This window comes from Streptomyces sp. NPDC037013 (assembly GCF_055607265.1).
In genome coordinates, this window is the sequence record NZ_JBVJRV010000006.1 from 314,781 (window position 1) to 340,269 (window position 25,489).

Annotated in this window: 24 protein-coding genes; 14 read left to right on the plus strand and 10 right to left on the minus strand. The window is 70.8% G+C overall.

Annotated features, from left to right (window positions below; genetic code table 11):
* Positions 1-4 precede the first annotated feature (4 nt).
* The 3 genes from ACZ7DY_RS23655 to ACZ7DY_RS23665 all read left to right on the plus strand — a co-directional run bounded on the left by ACZ7DY_RS23655 (position 5) and on the right by ACZ7DY_RS23665 (position 2,262).
* Positions 5-997 (plus strand): NAD(P)H-quinone oxidoreductase, encoded by a 993-nt coding sequence (locus ACZ7DY_RS23655; RefSeq protein ID WP_471138145.1) that lies wholly within the window; start codon positions 5-7, stop codon positions 995-997.
* 168 nt (positions 998-1,165) lie between these two features.
* On the plus strand, positions 1,166-1,654 hold the full coding sequence (locus tag ACZ7DY_RS23660; protein ID WP_471138147.1) for a hypothetical protein: 489 nt from the start codon (positions 1,166-1,168) through the stop codon (positions 1,652-1,654).
* Positions 1,655-1,719: 65 nt separating this feature from the next.
* Positions 1,720-2,262, plus strand: a complete 543-nt coding sequence (locus ACZ7DY_RS23665) for a bacterial proteasome activator family protein (RefSeq protein WP_471138149.1) — start codon at positions 1,720-1,722, stop codon at positions 2,260-2,262.
* 94 nt (positions 2,263-2,356) lie between these two features.
* On the opposite strand, the gene ACZ7DY_RS23670 is transcribed toward ACZ7DY_RS23665, so the two are convergent.
* Positions 2,357-3,988 (minus strand): protein kinase domain-containing protein, encoded by a 1,632-nt coding sequence (locus ACZ7DY_RS23670; protein WP_471138151.1) that lies wholly within the window; start codon positions 3,986-3,988, stop codon positions 2,357-2,359.
* Positions 3,989-4,296: 308 nt separating this feature from the next.
* On the opposite strand from ACZ7DY_RS23670, the gene ACZ7DY_RS23675 reads away from it, so the two are divergent.
* Entirely contained in the window at positions 4,297-5,862 is a 1,566-nt protein-coding gene (locus ACZ7DY_RS23675; protein ID WP_471138152.1) for a protein kinase domain-containing protein, read from the plus strand.
* 51 nt (positions 5,863-5,913) lie between these two features.
* Here the strand turns inward: ACZ7DY_RS23675 and ACZ7DY_RS23680 are convergent, their stop codons facing one another.
* Together ACZ7DY_RS23680 and ACZ7DY_RS23685 are read right to left on the minus strand one after the other, a co-directional pair.
* Positions 5,914-6,336 (minus strand): pyridoxamine 5'-phosphate oxidase family protein, encoded by a 423-nt coding sequence (locus ACZ7DY_RS23680; protein ID WP_471138153.1) that lies wholly within the window; start codon positions 6,334-6,336, stop codon positions 5,914-5,916.
* Between the two features lie 146 nt (positions 6,337-6,482).
* A complete protein-coding gene (locus ACZ7DY_RS23685; RefSeq protein ID WP_384829323.1) occupies positions 6,483-7,142 on the minus strand; it encodes a response regulator in 660 nt (219 codons plus the stop codon).
* Between the two features lie 425 nt (positions 7,143-7,567).
* Between ACZ7DY_RS23685 and pdhA the strand changes: the two genes are divergently transcribed.
* The 3 genes from pdhA to ACZ7DY_RS23700 are packed head-to-tail and all read left to right on the plus strand — an operon-like array spanning position 7,568 to position 11,179.
* A complete protein-coding gene (gene pdhA, locus ACZ7DY_RS23690; protein WP_471138155.1) occupies positions 7,568-8,767 on the plus strand; it encodes a pyruvate dehydrogenase (acetyl-transferring) E1 component subunit alpha in 1,200 nt (399 codons plus the stop codon).
* Between the two features lie 2 nt (positions 8,768-8,769).
* On the plus strand, positions 8,770-9,750 hold the full coding sequence (locus ACZ7DY_RS23695; protein WP_471138157.1) for an alpha-ketoacid dehydrogenase subunit beta: 981 nt from the start codon (positions 8,770-8,772) through the stop codon (positions 9,748-9,750).
* A 10-nt stretch (positions 9,751-9,760) separates the two neighbouring features.
* A complete protein-coding gene (locus tag ACZ7DY_RS23700) occupies positions 9,761-11,179 on the plus strand; it encodes a dihydrolipoamide acetyltransferase family protein (RefSeq protein ID WP_471138158.1) in 1,419 nt (472 codons plus the stop codon).
* 78 nt (positions 11,180-11,257) lie between these two features.
* Here ACZ7DY_RS23700 and ACZ7DY_RS23705 read toward each other — a convergent pair whose 3' ends face one another.
* Complete coding sequence (locus ACZ7DY_RS23705) at positions 11,258-12,154, minus strand: D-alanyl-D-alanine carboxypeptidase family protein (RefSeq protein WP_471138159.1); 897 nt, start codon at positions 12,152-12,154, stop codon at positions 11,258-11,260.
* Between the two features lie 225 nt (positions 12,155-12,379).
* Between ACZ7DY_RS23705 and ACZ7DY_RS23710 the strand changes: the two genes are divergently transcribed.
* Together ACZ7DY_RS23710 and ACZ7DY_RS23715 are read left to right on the plus strand one after the other, a co-directional pair.
* Positions 12,380-13,072: a GntR family transcriptional regulator gene (locus ACZ7DY_RS23710; protein ID WP_471138161.1), complete on the plus strand. Its 693-nt coding sequence runs from the start codon at positions 12,380-12,382 to the stop codon at positions 13,070-13,072.
* Complete coding sequence (locus ACZ7DY_RS23715) at positions 13,069-14,379, plus strand: MFS transporter (RefSeq protein ID WP_471138162.1); 1,311 nt, start codon at positions 13,069-13,071, stop codon at positions 14,377-14,379. Before ACZ7DY_RS23710 ends, ACZ7DY_RS23715 begins: the two co-directional genes overlap by 4 nt.
* Before the next feature lie 25 nt (positions 14,380-14,404).
* On the opposite strand, the gene ACZ7DY_RS23720 is transcribed toward ACZ7DY_RS23715, so the two are convergent.
* Entirely contained in the window at positions 14,405-15,229 is an 825-nt protein-coding gene (locus ACZ7DY_RS23720; protein ID WP_471138163.1) for a maleylpyruvate isomerase family mycothiol-dependent enzyme, read from the minus strand.
* 134 nt (positions 15,230-15,363) lie between these two features.
* Here ACZ7DY_RS23720 and ACZ7DY_RS23725 point away from each other — a divergent pair, with 134 nt between their 5' ends.
* Positions 15,364-16,179 (plus strand): carbon-nitrogen family hydrolase, encoded by an 816-nt coding sequence (locus ACZ7DY_RS23725; protein ID WP_471138164.1) that lies wholly within the window; start codon positions 15,364-15,366, stop codon positions 16,177-16,179.
* Between the two features lie 126 nt (positions 16,180-16,305).
* Here the strand turns inward: ACZ7DY_RS23725 and ACZ7DY_RS23730 are convergent, their stop codons facing one another.
* The 5 genes from ACZ7DY_RS23730 to ACZ7DY_RS23750 all read right to left on the minus strand — a co-directional run bounded on the left by ACZ7DY_RS23730 (position 16,306) and on the right by ACZ7DY_RS23750 (position 21,049).
* Entirely contained in the window at positions 16,306-16,809 is a 504-nt protein-coding gene (locus ACZ7DY_RS23730; RefSeq protein WP_471138165.1) for an LURP-one-related/scramblase family protein, read from the minus strand.
* A gap of 105 nt (positions 16,810-16,914) precedes the next feature.
* Positions 16,915-17,145 carry a DUF6458 family protein gene (locus ACZ7DY_RS23735; protein WP_471138167.1) on the minus strand — a complete coding sequence of 77 codons (231 nt, stop codon included), beginning with the start codon at positions 17,143-17,145 and terminating at the stop codon, positions 16,915-16,917.
* A gap of 78 nt (positions 17,146-17,223) precedes the next feature.
* Positions 17,224-18,522: a M18 family aminopeptidase gene (locus ACZ7DY_RS23740; protein ID WP_471138168.1), complete on the minus strand. Its 1,299-nt coding sequence runs from the start codon at positions 18,520-18,522 to the stop codon at positions 17,224-17,226.
* A 42-nt stretch (positions 18,523-18,564) separates the two neighbouring features.
* On the minus strand, positions 18,565-19,104 hold the full coding sequence (locus tag ACZ7DY_RS23745) for a Uma2 family endonuclease (RefSeq protein WP_471138169.1): 540 nt from the start codon (positions 19,102-19,104) through the stop codon (positions 18,565-18,567).
* Positions 19,105-19,222: 118 nt separating this feature from the next.
* A complete protein-coding gene (locus tag ACZ7DY_RS23750; protein WP_471138171.1) occupies positions 19,223-21,049 on the minus strand; it encodes an acyl-CoA dehydrogenase in 1,827 nt (608 codons plus the stop codon).
* Between the two features lie 120 nt (positions 21,050-21,169).
* On the opposite strand from ACZ7DY_RS23750, the gene ACZ7DY_RS23755 reads away from it, so the two are divergent.
* The 4 genes from ACZ7DY_RS23755 (at position 21,170) to ACZ7DY_RS23770 (ending at position 25,427) form a co-directional block, all read left to right on the plus strand.
* On the plus strand, positions 21,170-21,661 hold the full coding sequence (locus ACZ7DY_RS23755) for an SseB family protein (RefSeq protein WP_127913024.1): 492 nt from the start codon (positions 21,170-21,172) through the stop codon (positions 21,659-21,661).
* 121 nt (positions 21,662-21,782) lie between these two features.
* A complete protein-coding gene (locus ACZ7DY_RS23760) occupies positions 21,783-23,261 on the plus strand; it encodes a glycerophosphodiester phosphodiesterase family protein (RefSeq protein ID WP_471138173.1) in 1,479 nt (492 codons plus the stop codon).
* A gap of 116 nt (positions 23,262-23,377) precedes the next feature.
* Positions 23,378-24,334 (plus strand): pirin family protein, encoded by a 957-nt coding sequence (locus ACZ7DY_RS23765; protein WP_471138175.1) that lies wholly within the window; start codon positions 23,378-23,380, stop codon positions 24,332-24,334.
* Between the two features lie 46 nt (positions 24,335-24,380).
* The gene (locus ACZ7DY_RS23770; RefSeq protein ID WP_471138177.1) at positions 24,381-25,427 is read left to right on the plus strand and encodes an AI-2E family transporter; all 1,047 of its coding nucleotides are present in this window, start codon (positions 24,381-24,383) and stop codon (positions 25,425-25,427) included.
* Positions 25,428-25,489 lie beyond the last annotated feature (62 nt).

The following is a 25,489-nucleotide window of genomic DNA, read 5'->3' on the forward strand; positions in this document are numbered from 1 at the left end:
GAGCATGTATGCGATCACGATCCCCGAACCCGGCGGCCCCGAAGCGCTCGTATGGGCCGAGGTCCCCGATCCCGTGCCCGGCGAGGGCGAGGTGCTCGTCGAGGTGGTGGCAAGCGCCGTGAACCGCGCCGATCTGCTGCAGCGCCAGGGCTTCTACAACCCGCCGCCCGGCGCATCCCCCTACCCCGGCCTCGAGTGCTCGGGCAGGATCACCGCGCTCGGCCCCGGCGTCTCCGGCTGGGCGGTCGGGGACGAGGTCTGCGCGCTGCTCTCCGGCGGCGGCTACGCGGAGCAGGTCGTCGTGCCGGCGGGCCAGCTGCTGCCCGTGCCCGAGGGCGTCGACCTCGTCACGGCGGCCGCGCTGCCCGAGGTGACCTCGACCGTGTGGTCGAACGTGTTCATGATTTCTCACCTCCGTCCCGGCGAGACACTGCTCGCGCACGGCGGTTCGAGCGGCATCGGCACCATGGCGATCCAGCTCGCCAAGGCGGTCGGCGCGAAGGTCGCCGTCACGGCGGGCAGCAAGGAGAAGCTGGCGTTCTGCGGGGAGCTGGGGGCGGACGTCCTCATCAACTACCGCGAGCAGGACTTCGTCGAGGAGATCGGGCGCGCCACGGACGGGGCGGGCGCGGACGTCATCCTCGACAACATGGGCGCGAAGTACCTGGACCGGAACATCAAGGCCCTCGCGGTCAACGGCCGCCTCGCCATCATCGGCATGCAGGGCGGCGCCAAGGGCGAGCTGAACATCGGCGCGCTGCTCACCAAGCGGGCGGCCGTCACCGCCACCTCGCTGCGCGGCCGCCCCGCCGCCGAGAAGGCCTCGATCGTCGCGGCCGTACGGGAGCACGTATGGCCGCTGATCGGCGGGGGACACGTACGGCCCATCGTGGACCGGACGGTGCCGATGCGCGACGCCGCGACGGCCCACCGCGTCCTGGAGGAGAGCAGCCACATCGGGAAGGTGCTCCTGACGCGGGACGACGCCCCGGCGTAACCCGCACGCCCCCGCGCCCCGGGCCCCGCACCCCGTTCCCGACCCTCGCCCGACCCCCCTCCCCCCACCGCCACCAAGATGCCGGATACCTCCCGTCATGTGAGGCTGGTCACCGGCGTGGCGAGCCTTCTTGGTCTTGGTGTCCGGTAGCGGGAGGGGGTCGGCGCGGTGGACGTTTCCCGGGTGGCGGGACGGCGCCTGCTCCTCGTGGCGGGTGTGCTGCTCGCGGTCCTCGCGGCGGTGGCGCCCGGCCTCGTCTCGTACGCGGCGGCCGGTCCCCCGCCGGGCCGCGCGGTCACCACCGTCGACGAGACCTCCCGCGCGGGCAGCCGTGCGGGTGAAGGCCGAGAGCGGCCCGGCCGGGCCCAGCCGCCCCTCCCCGAGCCGCCCGAGCTGCCCGTACTCCCGGCGCTGCCCGCCCGGCCCGCCCTGCCCGAGGCCCCGGAGCCGACGACGCCCCACCGGCCCCCGGACCCGCCCGAGCGGGCCCCCGCCGCGCACCGGGACACCGCGCACCGGGACACCGCGTTCCGGCCCACGGACGGGACCCCGGCCGGGCGTGTCCTGCCCACCCCGCGCGTCCTGCCCCTCGGTGCCGGCCTGGTCCTCATCGGCCTCGGTCTGGGTTTTCTCGGGCTGCGGTTGCGCCGCGCCTGAGGGTGGATCAGTCGCGTACGGGGGCACCACCGATGTGTGATGGACGCGTGCGAGAGAATGGCGGCATGGAGATGCCGAGGAACGAACGGTCGCCGGAGAGCCCCCATGTCCTGGTCGTGGGCCAGGACGGAATGGCTCTCGGTGGCGGCGGAGACGACGAATCCCGCGAGGTTCCGGTGACGGAGATGGTCGAACAGCCGGCCAAGGTCATGCGCATCGGCAGCATGATCAAGCAGCTCCTGGAGGAGGTGCGGGCGGCTCCTCTCGACGAGGCGAGCCGGGTGCGCCTGAAGGAGATCCACGCGAGCTCCGTCAAGGAGCTCGAGGACGGGCTCGCTCCCGAGCTCGTCGAGGAGCTGGAGCGGCTCTCCCTCCCCTTCACGGAGGAGGCGACGCCCAGCGACGCGGAACTGCGCATCGCGCAGGCCCAGTTGGTCGGCTGGCTCGAAGGTCTCTTCCACGGGATCCAGACGACTCTGTTCGCGCAGCAGATGGCGGCGCGGGCCCAGCTGGAGCAGATGCGGCGGGCGCTGCCGCCCGGCGCGGCGGGCGGCGAGGAGGAAGACGGCGGCGGCCTGGCCGGCCGCACGGGAGGCCCTTACCTCTAGTCCTCACCCCTGGACGCCGAGAGGCGCGGTACGCACACCGCGTACCGCGCCTCTCGCGTAAGCCCGCGGCCCCGCGCCGCCGGGGCCAGCGCCGTCAGGCCGGGTTGCCCGTGGAGATGTCGAACTGGATCTCCAGGTGCTTCGGGTCGACCTCCGTGCCCTCCTTGGGGGACTGCCGCATGACGGTGTCCTCCCCGTAGGCGTTCTCGTCGACCTTGCGCTTGTCGTAGCCCCAGCCGGCTGCCTGGAGGCAGGACAGGACCGACTTCCAGTCGCGGAAGGTGAAGTCCGGGACCTTGATCTTGTTCTCGTCGTTGTAACCCTCTTCGGGTTCCGTGCACTTCTCGGTCTCGATCGTCATGTTGTGATTCGGACCCTTGTGCCCGGCGACCGGCTGCTTCGACTTGTCGCCGCCCGCCTCCTTGCCGTCGTCGCCGCTGAGGGAGACCGCGGCGACCAGGCCGCCGATGGCGAGCAGCGCGACGACGATCGAGCCGACGATCATCGGCATGTTCCGCCGCTTGCCCCCGCCCGGGCCGCCCGGGGAGGCCGTCGTGGCGGGCTGCGGCGAGAGGTTGTACGGCGGCGGGGTGTGCGCCCCTTGCTGCGGCGCGTACGCGTTGGTGGGCGCCGGGGTCTGGTATCCGGCCTGCGGGTAGCCGTAGCCCGGGGTGGGCGCGGGCGTGGGGGCCGGGGTGCCGGGGCCGTACGGACCCGGCTGGTACGGGGTCTGGACGTGCCCGCTCTGCGGCATCGACGTGTCGACCGGCGGGAAGACCGCGGAGCCGACGCCGGCGCCGCTGGGGGCCTGCGTGCCCGGCACGATGCTGGGGGCCGCCGCCTGGAGGGACTGGGCGACGCGCAGGCACTCGTCGCGCATGGCCTCGGCGGTCGGGAAACGCTCGTTCGGGTTCTTCTTGAGCGCGCGGGCGACGATCGCGTCGACGGCCGGCGGCAGCGAACGGTTGATCGAGGAGGGGGCGACCGGCTCCTCCTGGACGTGCGCGTACGCGATGGCGAGCGGCGAGTCCGCCTCGAACGGCAGCCGGCCGGTGACCAGCTGGAAGAGCATGATGCCGACGGAGTAGAGGTCCGAGCGCGCGTCGACGCCGCGGCCGAGGGCCTGCTCCGGGGAGAGGTACTGCGGGGTGCCGACCACCATGCCGGTCTGGGTCATGGAGGTGACGCCGGACTGCATGGCGCGGGCGATGCCGAAGTCCATGACCTTGACGACGTTGCGCTTGGTCATCATGACGTTGCCGGGCTTGATGTCGCGGTGGACAAGGCCCATCTCGTGGCTGATCTCCAGGGCCGCGAGGACATCGGCGGTGATCTTCAGCGCCTGGTCGGTCGGCATCGCGCCGAACTGCGTGACGGAGACGTCGAGCACGGAGCCGAGCGGCTTGCCCTCGACGTACTCCATGACGATGTACGGCATCGTCGTGCCGTCCAGCTCGTCCTCGCCGGTGTCGAAGACCGACACGATGTTCGTGTGCGTGAGCTTCGCCACCGACTGGGCCTCGCGGCGGAAGCGCTCGCGGAAGGACTGTTCGCGGCCGAGTTCGGTGTGGAGCGTCTTGATGGCGACCTGGCGGTCGAGCACGGTGTCGTAGGCGAGGTGCACCGACGCCATGCCGCCCTCGCCGAGCAGATCACGCAGTTGGTAGCGGCCACCGGCCAGCGAACGCCCCGCGTACCGCCCCTGTGCGCCGTCCTGGCTGCTCATCTCGTGCGTCCCCCATCGGCGCGGCTGCCGGACGGCTCCGCGGCTGGTGATCGATGTACCGCTTATTCCAGGCCAAGTCTGCCCGAGGACGATGACGCGTCAAGCTCGGTGCCCGTTCCGTGACCGTACGCGCAAGAAGCGTCTCGGAAGCGTTACAAGTTTGCGCACGGGACCCCGTGGCGGCTTTGATGACCGGTCCACCTCGAACCGGCGGGTGGCGTGAAGGCTGTAGCGTGGCCCGACGGAGTACCCCGTACCGCGACGTACTCAGTACCAAGTACCACGACCAGAAACGACGGCGAGGACTGATGGCACAGACGCAGCGCGCTCAGGGCCCGTCCGACCCCGAGGCGTCTGGCGGCGGAATGTCGGACGCGCCTGAATTGTGGGGGAACGGCGGGCTCGTCGGCGACGGCCGGTACCGGCTGACCCACAGACTCGGCAGGGGCGGCATGGCCGAGGTGTTCGCCGCCGAGGACGTACGTCTCGGCCGCACCGTCGCGGTCAAGCTGCTCCGCTCCGACCTCGCCGAGGACCCGGTCTCCAAGGCCCGTTTCACGCGCGAGGCACAGTCCGTGGCGGGGCTGAACCACCACGCCGTGGTCGCGGTGTACGACTCCGGTGAAGACGTCGTCGGGCCGAACGTCGTCCCCTACATCGTCATGGAGATCGTCGAGGGCCGGACCATCCGCGATCTGCTGCTCAACGCGGAGGCGCCCGGTCCCGAGCAGGCCCTGATCATCGTCTCCGGTGTGCTGGAGGCCCTGGCCTATTCGCACCAGCACGGCATCGTGCACCGGGACATCAAGCCCGCGAACGTGATCATCACCAACACCGGCGCGGTGAAGGTGATGGACTTCGGCATCGCGCGCGCCCTGCACGGCGCGCAGTCGACGATGACCCAGACCGGCATGGTCATGGGCACGCCCCAGTACCTCTCGCCGGAGCAGGCGCTCGGCAAGGCCGTCGACCACCGCTCCGACCTGTACGCGACCGGCTGTCTCCTCTACGAACTGCTCGCGCTGCGGCCCCCGTTCACCGGTGAGACGCCGCTCTCGGTGGTCTACCAGCACGTCCAGGACCAGGCCGTGCCGCCCTCCGAGGTCTCGGACGCGGCCCCGCCGGAGCTGGACGGCCTCGTCATGCGCTCCCTCGCCAAGGACCCGGACGACCGGTTCCAGACGGCCGAGGAGATGCGCGGCCTCGTCCAGTACGGGCTGCAGATGCTGCACGAGCAGGGCAGCCACACGGGGACCTGGAACACCGGACCCGTGGAGGCGCACGAGGGCGGCAGCACCCCGGCCATGGGCGTCGCCGGCACCGCCGCGATGGCGCACCCGGACTCCGGGACCGCGCAGATCCCGAGCCCCATGCTGCGTCCGCCGGGCGACGACGGCGGCTTCGAGGGCGGTCACCAGGGCGGCAAGTCCGGCCGTGGCCGGATGTGGATCTTCGCCGTGCTCGCGATCATCGCGATCGCGGTGGGCGTCGCCTTCGCGCTGACCGCGAGCGACAAGAAGGACCACAAGGACCCGCCGAAGACTCCCGCGACGAAGCACTCGCAGCCCAAGGAGCCGAGCAAGAGCGCGGACGACGAGACGACGGACGAGGAGACGGACCCCGGCACGGACCCCGGCGGCCAGACGGACTACGACCCGCCGACCAACCAGCCGACGGGACCGACCGGGCCGACGAACAACCCGACCCAGCCGACGAAGGACCCGACGCAGCCCACCCAGGACCCGACGACTCCCACCGGGGACCCGACGGAGCCGACCAACGAGCCGACGGCGCCCACGGGCGACCCGACGGATCCGGGCGAGGACGACGGCGGCGGCGGCAACGGCGGCGGCGAGGGCGGCGAGGGGCTCTGACCCCGCCGTCCCGGGGGCACGGCACCCCGCCGTCCGGGGCACCTGGCGGAGCTACCGCACCTGCTGGAGCAGGCGGTCGTGGCCCCCTCGCAGGGTGTGGACCGTGCTGAACTGCGGCTCTATGCGCAGGTAGACCGGGTCGAAGAGGTCGCCGTCCGCGAAGTGCGGGCCGGGACCGAAGAGTTCGAGCTGCGCGTTGGTCGGTTCGATCCGGTCGCAGAGACCGACGAACTGGACGGTCCACTGGACGTCGCGCGCGCCGGTGACGTCGAGGTTGTCGGCGCCGTACGCGACGACGCCGCCGACACAGGCCCGGTGGTAGCCGTAGCCCTTGTGCATGCGCAGCAGGATCTTTCCGTCCACCACGATGTGACGGGCGGCCGCGAGGAAGGGCAGCGCGCGCATGCTGGTCGCCACCCGGCCGTAGTCGGTGCGGCTGAGCAGTTCGAAGGCGAGCTGTTCGTCGGTGGGCATGGGACCACCATGGTTCACGGACAGGGTGTCGGAAAAGGGGATCACGCCCCCACCAAGTGAGGACGTAAGTCCCTGAACCGCGTGCTGCCCCGCCTCGTCAGCGACCCGCCGGGCCCGTGAGGCCCGTCAGTGCCCGGTCGGCCTCGTCAGTGCTTCTCGGCCTGCATGCGCGCCACGTACGCGGCCGCCTGCGAGCGCCGCTCCATGCCGAGCTTGGAGAGCAGGCTGGAGACGTAGTTCTTGATCGTCTTCTCGGCCAGGTGCAGCCGCTCGCCGATCACGCGGTTGGTGAGACCCTCGCCGATCAGGTCGAGGATCTTCCGCTCCTGCTCGGTGAGGTTGGCGAGACGGTCGTCGCCCTTGGCGTTGTTGCCGTCCCGCAGCCGCTCCAGGACCCGGGCCGTGGCCACGGGGTCGAGCAGGGACTTGCCGGCCGCCACGTCCCGTACGGCGGTCAGGAGCTCATTGCCCCGGATGGCCTTCAGGACGTAACCGGAGGCGCCGGCCATGATCGCGTCGAAGAGGGCCTCGTCGTCGGCGAACGAGGTGAGCATCAGGCACTTGATGTCCTCGTTCTGCGAACGGATCTCGCGGCACACCTCGACCCCGCTGCCGTCCGGCAGGCGCACGTCGAGCACGGCCACGTCCGGCCGGGTCGCGGGGATCCTGACCAGGGCGTCCGCCGCGGTTCCCGCCTCGCCGACGACCTCGATGTCGGCTTCCACGGACAGCAGCTCATGGACTCCCCGCCGGACCACTTCATGATCGTCCAGGAGAAATACCGTAATTTTTCCGTCTTCGCGCACGGAGCCAGTCTCACACATGATCTCTTTCCGTGCCCGGGCGGAACCCTTCCCGTCGCCGGGGTGGCCGGGATAACGTGCCGGTGTTCCGGCCCCCTGCCAGGCTGTGATCAGTGCTGTGACCAGCAAGTGTTCCCGACTTTCTCGATTTACTCGGATTTCCGAGCAGTCCCGCGAGGGGCCGTTTACTTGGAAATCCAAGCAAATTCGCAGGTCAGATGGGGTTTCACAGAATTGGGAAGCACTGGGTAACGTGCTTTGTGCAGGGCGCTCGCCGGGGCACCTGTCACGCCTGTTCCCGGCCGAGCCGCACCCACCCCGTGCGCGGGCACGGACCAGGCGAGCCGCTCCCCCGAGCTCTCAAAGAGCAGGGGGGAACCCCAGCCATCCCGGTAACCCCGGGGGGCCGGACCGACGGAGGAGCACACGTGACCGTGGAGAGCACCGCCGCGCGCAAACCGCGCCGCAGCAGTACGGGCGGCGGCAAGCGCACGAGCGCCAAAAAGGCCGCCCCGCAGAAAAGCACGGAGCCCGAACTCGTACAGCTCCTGACCCCCGAGGGCAAGCGGGTCAGGAACGCGGAGAACGCGGTGTACGAGGGGTACGTCGCCGACATCACCGCCGAGGAGCTGCGCGGGCTCTACCGCGACATGGTCCTCACCCGCCGCTTCGACGCCGAAGCCACCTCCCTGCAGCGCCAGGGCGAACTGGGCCTGTGGGCGTCGCTGCTCGGCCAGGAGGCGGCCCAGATCGGCTCCGGGCGGGCCACCCGCGACGACGACTACGTGTTCCCCACGTACCGCGAGCACGGCGTCGCCTGGTGCCGCGGCGTCGACCCGACGAACCTGCTCGGCATGTTCCGCGGCGTGAACAACGGCGGCTGGGACCCGAACAGCAACAACTTCCACCTGTACACGATCGTCATCGGCTCGCAGACGCTGCACGCCACCGGTTACGCCATGGGCGTCGCCAAGGACGGTGCCGACTCGGCCGTGATCGCGTACTTCGGGGACGGCGCGTCCAGCCAGGGCGACGTGGCCGAGGCGTTCACGTTCTCCGCGGTCTACAACTCCCCGGTCGTGTTCTTCTGCCAGAACAACCAGTGGGCGATCTCCGAGCCCACCGAGAAGCAGACCCGCGTGCCGCTCTACCAGCGCGCGCAGGGCTTCGGCTTCCCCGGTGTCCGCGTCGACGGCAACGACGTGCTCGCCGTCCTCGCCGTCACCAAGTGGGCGCTCGAGCGGGCCCGCGCGGGTGAAGGCCCGGCGCTGATCGAGGCGTTCACGTACCGCATGGGCGCGCACACCACCTCCGACGACCCCACCAAGTACCGCAGGGACGAGGAGCGGGAGGCCTGGGAGGCCAAGGACCCGATCCTGCGCCTGCGGGCGTACCTGGAGTCCGAGGGTCACGCGGATGAGGGATTTTTCGCGGAACTCGACGACGAGAGCGAAGCGTTGGGCAAGCGAGTGCGAGAGGTGGTGCGGGCGATGCCGGATCCGGACCTGATGGCGATCTTCGAGAATGTCTACGCGGACGGGCACGCGCTCGTCGACGAGGAGCGCGCCCAGTTCGCCGCCTACCAGGCGTCGTTCGCGGACGCCCCCGCGAGCGGGGAGGGCAAGTGACCATGGCCGTCCAGAAGCTTCCCATCGCCAAGGCGATCAACGAATCGCTGCGCACCGCGCTGGAGAACGACCCCAAGGTCCTCGTCATGGGTGAGGACGTCGGCAAGCTCGGCGGCGTCTTCCGCGTGACGGACGGACTGCAGAAGGACTTCGGCGAAGAGCGGATCATCGACACCCCGCTCGCCGAGTCCGGCATCGTCGGCACCGCCATCGGCCTCGCCCTGCGGGGGTACCGCCCGGTGGTGGAGATCCAGTTCGACGGTTTCGTCTTCCCCGCGTACGACCAGATCGTCACGCAGCTCGCCAAGATGCACGCCCGCGCGCTCGGCAAGGTCAAGATGCCGGTCGTCATCCGCATTCCGTACGGCGGCGGCATCGGCGCCGTCGAGCACCACAGCGAGTCGCCCGAGACGCTCTTCGCGCACGTGGCGGGCCTGAAGGTGGTCTCCCCCTCGAACTCGTCCGACGCCTACTGGATGATGCAGCAGGCCATCCAGAGCGACGACCCGGTGATCTTCTTCGAGCCGAAGCGGCGCTACTGGGACAAGGGCGAGGTCGACAAGGACGCCATCCCCGGCCCCCTGCACAAGGCCGTCGTGGCCCGCGAGGGCGACGACCTCACCCTCGTCGCGTACGGCCCGATGGTGAAGGTCTGCCTGGAGGCGGCCGCGGCCGCCGAGGAGGAGCGCAAGTCCCTGGAGGTCCTGGACCTGCGCTCGATGTCGCCGATCGACTTCGACTCGGTGCAGTCCTCGGTCGAGAAGACGGGCCGGCTCGTCGTGGTCCACGAGGCCCCGGTCTTCCTGGGCACGGGCGCGGAGATCGCGGCGCGCATCACCGAGCGCTGCTTCTACCACCTGGAGGCGCCCGTGCTGCGGGTCGGCGGCTATCACGCGCCGTACCCGCCGGCGCGCCTGGAGGAGGAGTACCTGCCGGGCCTTGACCGGGTGCTCGACACCGTCGACCGCTCGCTTGCGTACTGAGGAGAAGGGCGTGACGACGATGACTGACACTGCTCTCGCCGAGTTCAAGATGCCCGACGTGGGCGAGGGACTCACCGAGGCGGAGATCCTCAAGTGGTACGTACAGCCCGGTGACGAGGTCACCGACGGCCAGGTGGTGTGCGAGGTCGAGACGGCCAAGGCCGCCGTCGAGCTGCCCATCCCGTTCAACGGCGTGGTGCGCGAGCTGCGCTTCCCCGAGGGCACCACGGTCGACGTCGGCCAGGTGATCATCGCGGTCGACGTGTCGGGCGGGGCGGGTGTCCCGACGGCGCCCGAGCAGGTGACCGCGCCCGAGCCGCCGCCGGCCCAGGAGACGGTGCCGGGCCCCGAGGCCGAGGCCGCTCCGGAGGGCCGCACGCCCGTGCTCGTCGGGTACGGGGTCGCCGAGGCCTCCACCAAGCGACGGGCCCGCAAGACCGCCGCGCCCCAGGCCCCCGCCGCCGAACCGGCACCGGCCGTCCCGGCACCGCAGCCCCCGTCCCTGAACGGGCACAACGGCGCCCGGCCGCTCGCCAAGCCGCCGGTCCGCAAGCTCGCCAAGGACCTCGGCGTGGACCTCGCGACCATCACGCCGTCCGGCCCCGACGGGATCATCACCCGCGAGGACGTGCACGCGGCGGTGGCCCCGCCCGCCGTGCCCGCGACCGCCCCGCAGCCGGTGGAGGAGCCCGTCCGGGCCCCCGCCGCCCCCGTGGCCGGCACGGACGCCCGCGAGACCCGCATCCCGGTCAAGGGCGTCCGCAAGGCCACCGCGCAGGCGATGGTCGACTCGGCGTTCACGGCGCCGCACGTCACGGAGTTCGTGACGATCGACGTCACGCGGACGATGAAGCTGGTCGAGGAGCTCAAGCAGGACAAGGCGTTCGAGGGGCTGCGGGTCAACCCGCTGCTGCTCATCTCCAAGGCCCTGCTCGTGGCGATCAAGCGGAATCCGGCCGTCAACGCCACCTGGGACGAGGCGAACCAGGAGATCGTCCAGAAGCACTACGTGAACCTGGGCATCGCCGCGGCCACCCCGCGCGGCCTGATCGTGCCGAACATCAAGGACGCCCACGCCAAGACCCTGCCCGAACTGGCCGAGTCGCTCGGCGAGTTGGTCTCCACGGCCCGCTCGGGCAAGACCTCGCCCGGCGCCATGCAGGGCGGCACGGTCACGATCACGAACGTCGGCGTCTTCGGCGTCGACACGGGCACGCCGATCATCAATCCCGGCGAGTCCGCGATCCTCGCGGTCGGCGCGATCAAGCTCCAGCCGTGGGTCCACAAGGGCAAGGTGAAGCCCCGTCAGGTGACGACCCTCGCGCTCTCCTTCGACCACCGTCTGGTGGACGGGGAGCTCGGCTCGAAGGTGCTCGCCGACGTGGCGGCCATCCTGGAGCAGCCGAAGCGGCTCATGACCTGGGCGTAGGCACCAGGACGAAAAGAGGGGCCCCGCCGGCGACATCGCGGCGGGGCCCTTCTCGTACTGCTCGTACCGACCGGGTCGTCACGCCACCTTGAAGCCGTAGTCAAGGACCTTCTTGGCGTCCTTGGTGCGGTTGTTCAGGGAGGACGAGGTCAGGACCGTCCCGATGACCGTCTTGCCGTTGCGCGTGGCAGCGAAGACGAGGCAGTACTTCGCCTCGGGGCCGGAGCCCGTCTTCACGCCGATGGCGCCGCGGTAGGAGCCGAGGAGGCCGTTCGTGTTCGTCCACGCCATGGTGCGGTAGCCACCGGACCTGGTGGTGACCTTCTGCTTCGTCGACTTCGTCTTCACGACCGTGCGGAACGTGGAGTACTTCATCGCGCTGCTTGCGAGCTTGGTCAGGTCGCGCGGCGTCGAGTAGTTGGCGCCGTGGCCGATGCCGTCGAACGAGTCGAAGTGCGTGTTCCGCAGACCGAGGGTCCTGGCGGTCGAGTTCATCTGGCCGATGAAGTTCTTCACGCGCTTGGCGCGGGTCGAGCCCTTGCCGAACTTGTCCGCGAGCGCGTACGCCGCGTCGCAGCCGGACGGCAGCATCAGCCCGTACAGGAGCTGGCGGACGGTGACCTTGTCGCTGACGATGAGCCGGGCCGACGAGGCGTAGTTGTTCCTGACGATGTAGTCGCTGTAGGCCTTGTCGATCTTGACCTTGGAATTGAGGTTGAGGTTCCGCTGGCCGAGCACCACGCGTGCGGTCATGATCTTCGTGGTGGAGCCGGTGGAACGGCGGGTGTCGGCGGACTTGGTGTAAAGGGTCTTCCCCGTCGCGTTGTTCATCGCAAAGCCGCCCTTGGCGACGATGGACGGCTTGGGGGGTGCGGCCGCGTGGGCCGGGGTGGTGAGGGCGCCGCCGGCCAGCATCGCGCTCGCGGTGACGAGAACGGCCGATACGCGACGTACGCCCTGAATGCCGGTATTCAAGTTCAATGCTCCAAATGCCCCTGGGCTGCGGCTGCATGAGGGTGCCGCTCACTCAGTAGACGAGTGAGAGGGGCCGATGGATGTGCCGCAACCGGCATGAGATTTCACCGATCTGCCCACCGATTCACCCACCGGCCCGTCCGCGGCCCGTCCGCGGATCCGGCCCGGGTGCCCGCGATGTGGACGGCAATTCCGTCGTATACGTGTTGTATCTATGCTGTGCGCATGCCAGCCACCACCCTTCCGGCCACCGCCCTCACCACCGACCGGCCCCCCACCACGAAGCGGCTCCCCGCCGCCGAGCGCGTCTACGCCCACGTCAAGCAGGCCGTCCTGGAGCGCCGCTACGAGGGCGGCACCCTCCTCACCGAGGGCGAGCTCGCCGAGGCCGTGGGGGTCTCCCGCACCCCGGTGCGCGAGGCGCTGCTCAAGCTGGAGGTGGAAGGGCTGCTGCGGCTCTACCCGAAGAAGGGCGCGCTCGTCCTGCCCGTCTCGGCGCAGGAGATCGCGGACGTCGTCGAGACGCGGCTGCTCGTCGAGACGCACTCGGTGCGCAAGGCGGTGCCCGCGCCGGCCGGGCTGATCGGCCGCCTGGAGGAGCTCCTGGCGCGCCAGCGGGAGCAGGCGGCGGCCGCGGACTTCACGGCGGCCGCGGTCACCGACCGCTGCTTCCACGCGGAGATCGTGCGCAGCGGCGGCAACGAGATCCTCTCCCGCCTCTACGACCAGCTGAGGGACCGCCAGCTGCGGATGGGCGTCGCCGTCATGCACTCCCACCCCGACCGCATCGCCAAGACGCTCGCCGAGCACGAGGAGATCCTCGACGCGCTGCGCCGCGGCGACGCCGAGGCGGCCACCGCCGTCGTCACCCGGCACGTCGGCTGGTTCCAGAACCTGGCGCGGGGTGACGTCCGATGAGTTCCGCGGGCTCCGCCCCCGCCGCGCTGCCCGGCGATCCCCCCGGCGGCCGGAAGGCCGTTCTCGTCTGGTCCATCGGCGTCGCCGTCTACTTCGTCGCCGTCATCTTCCGGACCTCCCTCGGCGTCGCCGGGCTCGACGCGGCGGACCGCTTCCACGTCAACGCCTCGGCGCTGTCGACCTTCTCCATACTCCAGCTGCTCGTCTACGCGGGCATGCAGATACCCGTCGGCCTGATGGTCGACCGGCTCGGCACCAAGAAGGTCCTCACGATCGGGGTCCTCCTCTTCACCGCCGGCCAGCTCGGCTTCGCCTTCTCGCCCACGTACGCGATGGCGCTCGTCTCCCGCGCCCTGCTCGGCTGTGGCGACGCGCTGACCTTCATCAGCGTGCTGCGGCTCGGCACCCGCTGGTTCCCGGCCCGGCGCGGCCCGATGGTCGCCCAGCTCGCGGGGCTCGTCGGGATGGCGGGCAACCTCGTCTCGACCCTCGTCCTGGCCCGGCTGCTGCACTCCGTCGGCTGGACGGCGGCGTTCGCGGGCAGCGCCCTGTGCGGTGTCGTCGTCCTCGTCCTGCTGACGCTCTTCCTGAAGGACCACCCCGAGGGGTACGAACCGGAGCCGGTGACGCACAGCGGCGCGGCCTACGTGCGCCGGCAGATCGCGCTGTCCTGGCGGGAGCCCGGCACCCGGCTCGGCCTGTGGGTGCACTTCACGACGCAGTTCCCCGCGATGGTCTTCCTGCTCCTGTGGGGGCTGCCGTTCCTCGTCGAGGCGCAGGGCCTGTCCCGGGCGACCGCCGGTGAACTGCTCACCCTCGTCGTCCTGTCCAACATGGTCATCGGCCTCGTCTACGGCCAGATCGTGGCCCGGCACCACGCCGCGCGCCTCCCCCTGGCGCTCGGCACCATCGGCGCCACGGCGACCGCGTGGGCGGCCACCCTCGCCCACCCCGGCGGCCACGCCCCGATGTGGCTGCTGATCGTCCTCTGCACGGTGCTCGGCGCCTGCGGGCCCGCCTCCATGATCGGCTTCGACTTCGCGCGGCCCGCCAACCCTCCGGAGCGGCAGGGCACGGCGTCGGGCATCACCAACATGGGCGGCTTCGTCGCCTCCATGACGACGCTGCTCGCGATCGGCGTGCTGCTCGACGCGACCGGCGACAACTACCGCGTGGCGTTCTCCGCGGTGTTCGTCCTGGAGGCGCTCGGGGTCTGCCAGATCCTGCGGCTGCGGTCGCGGGTGGTGCGCAGGGAGCGGGAGCAACTGGTGGCCAGCCGGGTGGAGGCCGTGCACGTCCCGGCCTGAGCCGGCCCGCGCCGCGGACCCCGGCTCACGGGGTGACCGCGAACTCCCGCAGGATCGCCTCGGCCAGGTCGTGGTCGCCCTCGATCTTGATCCGGTCGGCGACGGCCGCGTGCGTCACGCGGCCGCTCGCCAGCCTGGCGTACGTCTCCCAGTCGAGGCCGATGGTGGCGAGCGGGCCGAGCGAGGGCGCGCTGTCGACGGTGCCCTTGCCCTCGGCGTCGACGCGGACCGTGCGCAGGAACTCCACGGGGCCGCTCACGTCGAGGACGATCGCCGAATTGGCGGGCGCGCCCGCCTTCTTGGCGACGACCTTGGGGAGTCCGAGCAGGAACATGTCCCGGGCGACGTGGGCCCCGGGGGAGTCGAGGTTGCCGGGCTTGCGCAGCGCCGTGCGGAGGTCCTGCTCGTGCACCCAGACGTCGAACGCCCGCAGCCGGGTGGCCATTTCGAGGGTCAGCTCGGAGCCCAGCGGGCCGCGGATCTTCGTCTGGGGGTCCCGCGACTCGTTCCGCAGCTGCCGGCTCCTGCGGATGATCGTGTACTCGAGCTCGGAGGTCATCTCCGGCGCGGTGTGGTGGCGCCGCACGTCGACCTGGACCTCCATGTACCGCTGGCCGTCGGTCTGTACGTGGTACAGGTCGCGGGGGAGCGTGTGGATCGGTCGGGGGTCGCCCAGCATCTCGCATTCGAGGCCTATGACATGGGAGACGATGTCCCGCACCGACCAGCCCGGGCAGGGGGTGGCCCGGTTCCACTCTCCCTCGGCGAGCGGCGACACCAGCTCGGATATCGCTTCCACGGAATGCGTCCAGGCATCGGCGTAGGTGTGCAGGCTGGGATGGAGACTCACGGGACCCCTTGCGGTTGTACGCGGGCGGTGGGTGTCTGAGACGCTAAGTTACGCTGCCCGCAGGCACCCCGGCAGTGCTTTCGTGTGACGATCGTAGGCCGTGTCGACGGCTCGAATGCCAGGACGGTGGTAGTGTGCGCGCCTCCCTCATCCAGATCGCCGTAGACGAGGACGAACCGGTCAATTCCCGTCGGTCGCGGGTCGCTTCGCTGGTACGCGAGGTGAGCGCGCGGGAGGGGTCGGATCTGGTCGTTCTCCCCGAACTGTGGACCACGGGCGCCTTCGCATACGAGTCGTTCGCGGCGGAGGCGGAGCCGCTGGAGGGCCCCACGCACGACGCGATGGCCAAGGCCGCGAGCGACGCGGGCGTGTGGCTGCACGCCGGCTCGGTCCCCGAGCGGGACGCGGACGGCGCGCTCTACAACACCTCTCTCGTCTTCTCGCCCGCGGGCGAACTCGCCGTCGCCTACCGGAAGATCCACCGGTTCGGTTTCGACAAGGGCGAGGCGGTCCTGATGGCGGCCGGGTCGAAGCTGGCGACGGTGCGGACGCCACAGGCCACGCTCGGCCTCGCGACCTGTTACGACCTGCGCTTCCCCGAGCTCTTCAGGGGGCTCGTCGACGCGGGCGCCGAGATGTTCGTGGTGCCCGCGGGGTGGCCGGCGCGGCGCCGCGAGCACTGGCTGCTGTTCGCGCGGGCGCGGGCGGTCGAGGACCAGGTGTACGTCCTCGCCTGCGGCACCGGCGGTACGCACGCGGGCGTCCCCCAGGCCGGGCACAGCGTCGTCGTGGACCCGTGGGGCGAGGTGCTCGCGGAGGCGGGCGACGGCGAGGAGGTCCTCACCGTCGACCTGGACCCGGGGCGGGTCGCCGAGACCCGTGAGCAGTTTCCGGCGCTCAAGGACCGCCTGCTGGGGCAGCCGGTGCCACCCCGCCCGTCTCGCCCCTGAGCCCCGGTCGCGCCGGGCGCGCCGGGCGCCCGACGGGGTGCCTCTCCTGGCGGGCTCGCGGGTGCGGCCACGTCGTGGCTGTTCGCGCAGTTCCCCGCGCCCCTTGAGCGCGCTGCGCCACGGCTCTCAGTCGTCCCCGTCGCCCTCGTGCTCCTTCTCCGCGAGGCGGATCACGCAGACCGCGACGGCGAGCAGCAGCGCGGGGTCGGCGTCCTCGCGGACGATCTGCAGGCCGTACGTCTCGCGCACGCGGAACCAGCGGCGCGAGATGTCGGCGAGGAGTTCGCCGTCGTACTCGATGGCGAACTCGCGGTCGAGGATCTTGCCGCTGACGTCCAGTTCGGTGCCGTCGACCATTTCCACGCGGTAGTGGTTGCGCAGCAGCGACAGGCGCTTGCGCTTCACGTGGGCGAGCGCCTCGCCGGCCCGCTCGATGACCATCGTGTCGCGCAGGGCGAACATCTTGGCGTGGATCTCGACCAGCACCCGGCCCTGCATGTCCTTCAGTTCGAAGGTGTCGCGCAGGCGCATGGCCTTGCCGTCGACGAGGAAGACCTTGCGGCCCTGGTCGTCCTCGATCCAGTAGTCGTCGCCGATGCCGAGCACGCGGTCGCGTACGAGAAGTCTCATGGCGCCATGACTACCCCGCCGCGCCGCCGAAGTGCCGTACATCGGACATGACACAGCCGGCCCGTGCCGTACAGGGGACGGCGGCACGGACCGGCCGTGAGTGTGTCAGTAGCCGCGGGGCTGCTGTTCGGGGTCGACCACGGTGGTCTGCGCGACCGGCGGGACCACCGCCCGCCGGCGCTTCGCGATGCTGGTGAAGACGGCGACGCCGATCAGGCCCACGGCCATCATGATGACTCCGGCGACGGTGAGGTTGACCCCCTCCATCTCCCAGTCGGTCGCGAACGTGAGGATGGCACCCGCGGCGATCAGGATGATGCATCCGCCCAGGCCCATGTGGACCGCCTCCCTGCTGTAGTGGCTACGAACTCTCCGGGTACCCACGAGCGTTGAGGCCACACAGTCATTCGGACGTCAGCCCTCCAGGAACGCCACCAGCGCGTTGGCCAGCATGTGCGGGTCGTCCGCGCCGCACAGCTCGCGCGCGCTGTGCATGGAGAGGATCGCGACGCCGATGTCGACGGTCTTGATGCCGTGCCGTGCCGCGGTGATCGGGCCGATCGTCGTGCCGCACGGCATCGCGTTGTTGGAGACGAACGACTGGAAGGGCACGCCCGCCCGCTCGCAGGCGGCGGCGAACACCGCGCGCCCCGAACCGTCCGTGGCATAGCGGTTGTTGACGTTGACCTTGAGGATGGGTCCGCCGTTGGCGCGCGGGTGGTGCGTCGGGTCGTGCCGCTCGGCGTAGTTGGGGTGCACGGCGTGGCCGGTGTCGGAGGAGAGGCAGACGGTGCCGGCGAAGGCGCGCGCCCGGTCCTCGTACGTGCCGCCGCGGGCGAACACCGAGCGCTCCAGGACCGATCCGAGCAGCGGGCCGTCGGCACCGGTGTCGGACTGCGAGCCGTTCTCCTCGTGGTCGAAGGCGGCGAGCACCGGGATGTACGGGAGGTCGTCGCGGGCGGCGACGGAGGCGAGGGCGGCCGTGGCGGAGTGCACGGACAGGAGGTTGTCCATGCGGGGGCCCGCGACCAGTTCGCGGTCGCGGCCGAGGAAGGCGGGCGGCTCCACGGAGTACGTCATGAGGTCCCAGCCGGTGACGTCGCCCTCGCCGATGCCGCTCTCCTCCTCCAGGAAGCGGATCAGGTCGCCCTCGTGGACGTCGTCGCCGAGCCCCCAGATGGGCTGCATGTGCTTCTGCTTGTCGAGCTTGAGCCCGTCGGTGTGCACCGAACGGTCCATGTGGATGGCGAGTTGGGGCACGCGAAGCAGCGGCCGGTCGATGTTCACGAGCCGCGTGGTGCCGTCGCGCAGCGAGAGCCGTCCGGCGAGGCCGAGGTCCCGGTCGAGCCAGGAGTTGAGCAGCGGGCCGCCGTAGATCTCCACGGCCACCTGGCGCCAGCCGTGGGCGCCGGCGTCGGGCTGCGGCTTCACGCGCAGGTTGGGGGAGTCGGTGTGGGCGCCGACGATGCGGAAGGGGGTGTGCGCGGTGGCGTTCTCCGGCACGTACCAGGCGACGATGGCGCCGCCCCGCAGCACGTACTTCCCGCCGGACGTACCGTCCCAGGCCTCGGTCTCCTCGACCTGCCGGAAACCGGCCTTCTCGAGACGCTCGGCGGCGCTCGCCACGGCGTGGTACGGCGTGGGACTGGCCGCGAGGAAGGTCATGAGGTCTTCGGTGTGGCCACGATCGAAGGGCCCGGAGGGTGTGCGCATGCCGGCCAGCCTAATGGGGGCGCCGGGCGGCCGGCCCGGCGATCAGAGGCGGTCGATCTCGGTGAGGTCGATGTCGACGGTGAACGGCACGGCGAGCTTCAGCCGGTCGTGGTGGATGCCGGTGGGCGCGTACGCCCCGGTGTGCGGGTCGAGTTCGTAGGTGTGGACGGCGGGGCGGTTGTTCTCGTCCATGGTGACCAGCCAGTAGTGCCGGATGCCGGCGGCCGCGTACTTGCGGGGCTTGGTGTCCTGGTCGCGCTCCTCGGAGTCGGGGGAGACGACCTCGACGGCGAGCAGGACGTCGCGGACGGCGTAGGACATCTGGCCGGGGCCGCCGTCGGCCGCTGTGCTCACGACCACGAGGTCCGGCTCGGGGACGTCCAGGGCCCCGATGACGACGCACATCTGGCGCCGTACGCGCAGCCACCCCGGCGCGGTGCGGCGAAGGCCCTCTTCGAGCACGTACAGCGACACCGAGTGGAAGCTGCTCTGCGGTGCGGGCACGACCAGTGCCCCGTCGATCAGCTGTGCGTGCCGTGGCAGGTCGAGGGCGAAGAAGTCGTCCGCTGTGAGGCCGTCCATGCCAGGGATCGTCGTCCGCCGATGTGGCGTACCCAGCCCCTACGACAATGCCGCCGCCCGAAAGGATCAGGTGGCGGCATCGCGCTGACGTGCGAATGGAACCCCTACGGGCAGCGGACTAGAACGCCGCCTCGTCCAGCTCCATCAGGTCCAGCTCCACGCCCTCGGCGAGCTTGCGCTCGGTGGCGACGCCCGGCAGGACGTTCGTGGCGAAGAACTTGGCCGCGGCGATCTTGCCCTCGTAGAAGGCCTTGTCCTTCGCGGAGGCCGTCGCCAGCTTCTCGGCGGCGACCGCGGCACCGCGGAGCAGCAGGTAGCCGACGACGACGTCGCCCGAGACCATCAGGAGGCGGGTCGTGTTCAGGCCCACCTTGTAGATGGACTTCACGTCCTTCTCCGTGGCCGCGAGGTCGGTCAGCATGACGCCGACGATGGCCTCGAGCTCGACCGCGGCCTTGGCCAGCTCCTCGCGGGCGGCGGCCAGCGTCTCGCCGCCCGTGCCGACGGCGAGGAACTTCTTGATCTCCTCGGCGAGGGAGTTCAGCGCGGCGCCCTGGTTGCGGACGATCTTCCGGAAGAAGTAGTCCTGGCCCTGGATCGCCGTGGTGCCCTCGTAGAGGGTGTCGATCTTGGCGTCGCGGATGTACTGCTCGATCGGGTACTCCTGGAGGTACCCCGAGCCGCCGAACGTCTGGAGCGACTGCGCCAGCTGCTCGTACGACTTCTCCGAGCCGTAGCCCTTGACGATGGGCAGGAGCAGGTCGTTCAGGGCGTTGAGCGCCGACGCGTCCTCGCCCGCGGCCTCCTTGACCTGGATCTCGTCCTGGACGGCCGCGGTGTGCAGCACGAGCGCGCGCATGCCCTCCGCGTACGCCTTCTGCGTCATCAGGGAGCGGCGCACGTCCGGGTGGTGGGTGATCGTCACCTTGGGCGCGGTCTTGTCCATGAACTGCGCGAGGTCGGGGCCCTGCACGCGCTCCTTGGCGTACTCCAGGGCGTTCAGGTACCCCGTGGAGAGCGTCGCGATGGCCTTCGTGCCGACCATCATGCGGGCGAACTCGATGATGCGGAACATCTGGCGGATGCCGTCGTGCTTGTCGCCGATCAGCCAGCCCTTGGCGGGGTGCTGGTCGCCGAAGGTCATCTCGCACGTGTTGGAGGCCTTCAGGCCCATCTTGTGCTCGACGTTCGTCGCGTACACGCCGTTGCGCTCGCCCAGCTCGCCGGTCTCCCAGTCGAACTCGTACTTCGGCACGAGGAAGAGGGAGAGGCCCTTGGTGCCGGGGCCGTGGCCCTCGGGGCGGGCGAGGACGTAGTGGAGGATGTTCTCCGACATGTCGTGCTCGCCGGACGTGATGAAGCGCTTCACGCCCTCGATGTGCCAGGAGCCGTCCTCCTGCTGCACGGCCTTGGTGCGGCCGGCGCCCACGTCCGAGCCGGCGTCCGGCTCGGTCAGGACCATCGTCGAGCCCCACTGCTTCTCGACGGCGATCTGGGCGACCTTCTTCTGCGCCTCGTTGCCCTCCTCGAAGAGGATGCCGGCGAAGGCGGGGCCCGAGGAGTACATCCACACGGCCGGGTTCGAGCCGAGCAGCAGCTCCGCGTAGCCCCAGATGAGGGAGCGCGGCGCGGTGGTGCCGCCGATCTCCTCGGGCAGGCCGAGGCGCCAGTACTCGGAGTCCATGAAGGCCTGGTAGCTCTTCTTGAAGGACGCCGGGACGGGCGCGGTGTTGGTCGCCGGGTCGAAGACCGGGGGGTTGCGGTCGGCGTCCGTGAAGGACTCGGCCAGCTCGTTCTCGGCGAGGCGGCGGAGTTCGTCGAGGATGCTCTTGGCGGTGTCGACGTCCATCTCCGCGAACGGGCCGGTGCCGTACAGCTTGTCGCGGCCGAGCACCTCGAAGAGGTTGAACTCGATGTCGCGGAGATTCGACTTGTAGTGGCCCATGGCGAAGGCTCCGTAAGCAGGAAAAGGGGTGGATACCAGCAAGTAGCTACGATGATGCTACCCGTCGGTAATAAGAAGCAACCCCTAACCGCCCATCTGTGACTCAGTACGCTTACGCGCATGTACGGCTACGACCAGAATCCCGGCGCCCAGCAGCAGTACGCCCCGCCGGGCGCGCAGCCGCCGCCGCAGCAGATGCAGGGCATGCCCGGCGGTGGCTACGGCCAGCAGCCTCCGCTCTACCCCGAGCCCTCGCCGCCCTCCCTCGCGGACGCGGTGCGCGCCTTCACCACGGGGTCGATGTCCGCCGAGGACTTCCAGCAGATCTTCGCCACGTCGAAGGTCTACTGCCCGCGCGGCGACAACCCCGGCTTCCTCGCCCTGCACAACACCCAGCAGCCCGTGATCCCGATGTTCACCTCCCTCAAGGAGCTGCGCCGGTACGCGGGCAAGGACTCCAAGTACTTCGTGATCACCGGCGCGGAGGTCATCGACCTGCTCCCGACCGGATACGGCTTCGTCCTGGACATGGAGGGCGAGCACCGCATGGTCTTCGACGCGAAGGCCGTGGAGCAGATGGTCGACTTCGCCATGCGCCGCATGTACGGGTGACGGGGTACGGGCGGTGTCCGGCGGCCGCACGGGGCCGCAGGTGTCGTCGCGTCAGGTGAACGGGTGACAGGGCGCGTTGGGGTCGTGGACGGACGGGGGGCCGCCACCGATGCTCTGACCTATGCCCCCGTCCAAGATCCCGTGCCGTGCCGCCGCCGTCCAGCGATCATCCACCGCCCCCGGCCGGCGTCACCGGCTCGCCGTACTCGTGGCCGTCGCCGTGTGCGCGACGGCGCCGGGCGCCCTCGCTCCGGGGGCTTCCGCGGCTCCCGGGGCTCCCGCGCCGCCCGCCGAGAGCGCCGCCGAGCGCGTACGCCGCGACTTCCTCGACCACGGCCCCAAGGCCGGCGTCATGATCGCAGCGCACCGGGGACAGTGGCGCAAGGCCCCCGAGAACAGCCTCGCCGCGCTCCGGGCCGGCTTCGCGGACGGTGCCGGGATCGTCGAGGTCGACGTGCGGCTGACCAAGGACAAGATCCCCGTCCTGATGCACGACGACACCGTGGACCGCACCACCGACGGCAAGGGCCGGGTCGCCGACCTCACCCTCGCCCAGCTGGGCCGGCTCAGGCTCCGCGCGGGTCTGGGCGGGCGCCAGGCCCCGCTGACCGGCGAGCGGGTGCCGACGCTCGCCGACGCGATGCGGGCGGCCCGACCGCTCGGCCTGGTCAACCTCGACCAGGCCTGGAAGGACCGCGAGGCCGTCTGGCGCGTGCTGGAGCAGACCGGCACGGTCCGCTACGGCCTCTTCAAGTCAAAGGCCCCGGTGCCCGAGGTGCGGGCTTTCCTCGACCGCCACCGGGGCGCCCTCTACATGCATCTGGTGGACGACACCAACGCCGGATCGGCCGCCGAGTTCGGGAAGGGCCGGCCGCCCGCCTTCGAGGTCGTCTTCGACGACGTGCGCGACAAGGTGGCCGCCCCCGCCTACGTCAAAGGGCTGCGGTCGACCGGTCGCGTCTGGTTCAACACCATGCGGGACGGGTTTTCGGCCCGCTTCACCGACGAGGCCTCGCTGATCGACCCCCGGCGCGGCTGGGGCCGGCTCATCGCCGATTACGGGGCGACCATCCTGCAGACCGACGACGTCGAGGCGCTCCGGTCCTACCTGAGGACGGGCGCGGCGGGCACGATGCCGCGCGGCGCGGTCCGCGTCCAGGCGGAGAACTACGCCCCCGGCGGCGAGGGCAAGGCCTACCACGACACCGACGCGGGGAACCGGGGCGACGGGCCGGGGCGGCGCGGCGACGGCGTCGACGTGTGCGACCACGACGGGGCGGTGGTGGTGTGCTGGATGCGCGGCGGGGAGTGGCTGACCTACGGCGTGGACGTGCCGAAGGCCGGGCGCTACACCCTCAAGGCGCGCGTCTCCTCGCCGTACTCGCCGGCGGGGACGTACCGGATCGCCTACGACGGCGGCAGGCCCGGCAAGGCCGTGCGGGTCGCCGACACGACGGCCCACCACGCCTTCGCGCTGCAGGACAGCCGTGACCCGCGCCCGCTGGCCCGCGGCCGCCACACCGTACGGCTCTCCCTGGACGCGGGAGCCTTCCAGAACTGGAACCTCGACTACATCCAGCTGGAGCCGGTGGCCCCGTAGCGGAGACCGATTCAGCCACCCCTGGAGCCCGGAGGGAATGCCCTCCGGGCTCCGTTCGTTCAAGTGGCAGGAAGTTCTACGTTCAACTAAAGTGATCGCACAAGGAGGTACCGACCATGCCTGCAGTGACTGTCGAGAACCCGCTGACCCTGCCCCGAGTGGCGGCGCCGGCCGACGCGACGGCGCGCCCCGTCCTCGCCGTGACCACCGCGCCGAGCGGCTTCGAGGGCGAGGGGTTCCCGGTGCGCCGGGCCTTCGCGGGGATCAATTACAAGTACCTCGACCCGTTCATCATGATGGACCAGATGGGTGAGGTGGAGTACGAGGCGGGCGAGCCCAAGGGCACCCCCTGGCACCCGCACCGCGGCTTCGAGACGGTCACGTACCTGATCGACGGCACCTTCGTCCACCAGGACTCCAACGGTGGCGGCGGCACCATCCGCAACGGCGACACCCAGTGGATGACGGCCGGCAGCGGCCTGCTCCACATCGAGGCGCCGCCGGAGTCCCTCGTCATGTCCGGCGGCCTCTTCCACGGCCTCCAGCTGTGGGTGAACCTGCCCGCCAAGGACAAGATGATGGACCCCCGCTACCAGGACATCCGCGGCGGCCAGGTCCAGCTGCTCTCCACCCCCGACGGCGGCGCGCTGCTCCGCGTCATCGCCGGTGAGCTCGACGGGCACGAGGGCCCCGGCATCACGCACACGCCGATCACGATGATCCACGCGACCGTGCGGCCCGGCGCCGAGGTGACGCTGCCCTGGCGCGAGGAGTTCAACGGCCTCGCGTACGTCCTCGCGGGACGCGGCACGGTGGGCGCCGAGCGCCGCCCGGTCCACATGGGCCAGACCGCGGTCTTCGGCACCGGCTCCTCGCTGACCGTCCGTGCCGACGAACGGCAGGACGCCCACGCCCCCGACCTGGAGGTCGTGCTCCTCGGCGGCCGGCCCATCCGGGAGCCGATGGCCCACTACGGCCCGTTCGTCATGAACAGCCGCGCCGAACTGCAGCAGGCCTTCGAGGACTTCCAGAAGGGGCTGCTCGGCACCGTGCCCGCCGTGCACGGCATGTAGCGGTACCTGACGTGCGCCGCGGGTGAGCCCGTGTTCGGGTAGGAGGGTGAGCACCCTCCTGCCCGAGCCGGCCCGCCGCCTCGCCGCCTGGTGCGTCGTCGTCCTCCTCGTCACCGGGGTGGCCGCCGTCGGCATCTGGCTCTGCGTCACCTTCAAGACCGCGGTGACCCCGGTCCTGCTCGCGCTCCTCGGGACCGCGCTGCTCGGACCGCTCTACCGGCGGCTGCTCAGGATGAGGGTGCAGCGCTCGCTGGCCGCCGGGCTGACCTGCGCGGCCGTCGTCGCCGTCGTCGGCGGGGCCACGTACATCGTGGTCAAGGCGCTGATCGACAGCGGCGACCAGATCATCTCCTCCCTCAAGCAGGCCGCCACGGACCTGTCGAAGTACTTCGGCGCCGCGGGCTCCTCGCTCGACGACATGGCGTCCAACGCCAAGGAACTCTTCGGGAAGTTCGGCGGGACCGCGGCGTCCGGGGTGATCAGCGGGCTCAGCACCGTCGGCGAGATGATGGCGATGGCCGTCCTCGCCCTGCTGCTCGTCTTCTTCTTCCTGCGCGACTCCGGGCGCGCGACGGCCGCCCTGCGCTCGCTCTCCCCCGGCGACAGCGCCGACACCATCGAGGCCATGGCGCGCCGCGCCTTCGAGGCCATCGAGGGCTTCATGCGCGGGACCACGATCATCGCGTTCATCGACGCCCTGTGCATCACCGTCGGGCTGCTCATCCTCGGCGTGCCCGGGGCGTGGGGGCTGGGCGCGCTGGTCTTCGTCGGCGCGTACATCCCCTACCTGGGCGCGTTCCTGTCCGGCGCCGTCGCCGTCCTGGTCTCCCTCGCCGACCGCGGTTTCGCCATCGCGCTGTGGACGCTGGGGGTGGTGCTGGCCGTGCAGGTCCTGGAGGGCCACATCCTCCAGCCGGTGATCCAGAGCCGGACGGTGCAGATGCATCCGGCGGTGGTGATGCTGGCGATCACGGCGGGGGCGTCGGTGGCGGGGATCCTCGGCATGCTTCTCGCGGTGCCGCTGACGGCGGCGGCGTTCGGCATCGCCTCAGAACTCCGCACCCACTACGGCGGACCTCCACTTGCCGGGTGACGCCGGGATGTCGCCTGCGGGTGGTTCTTGGCTGGTCGCGCAGTTCCCCGCGCCCCTGGGAC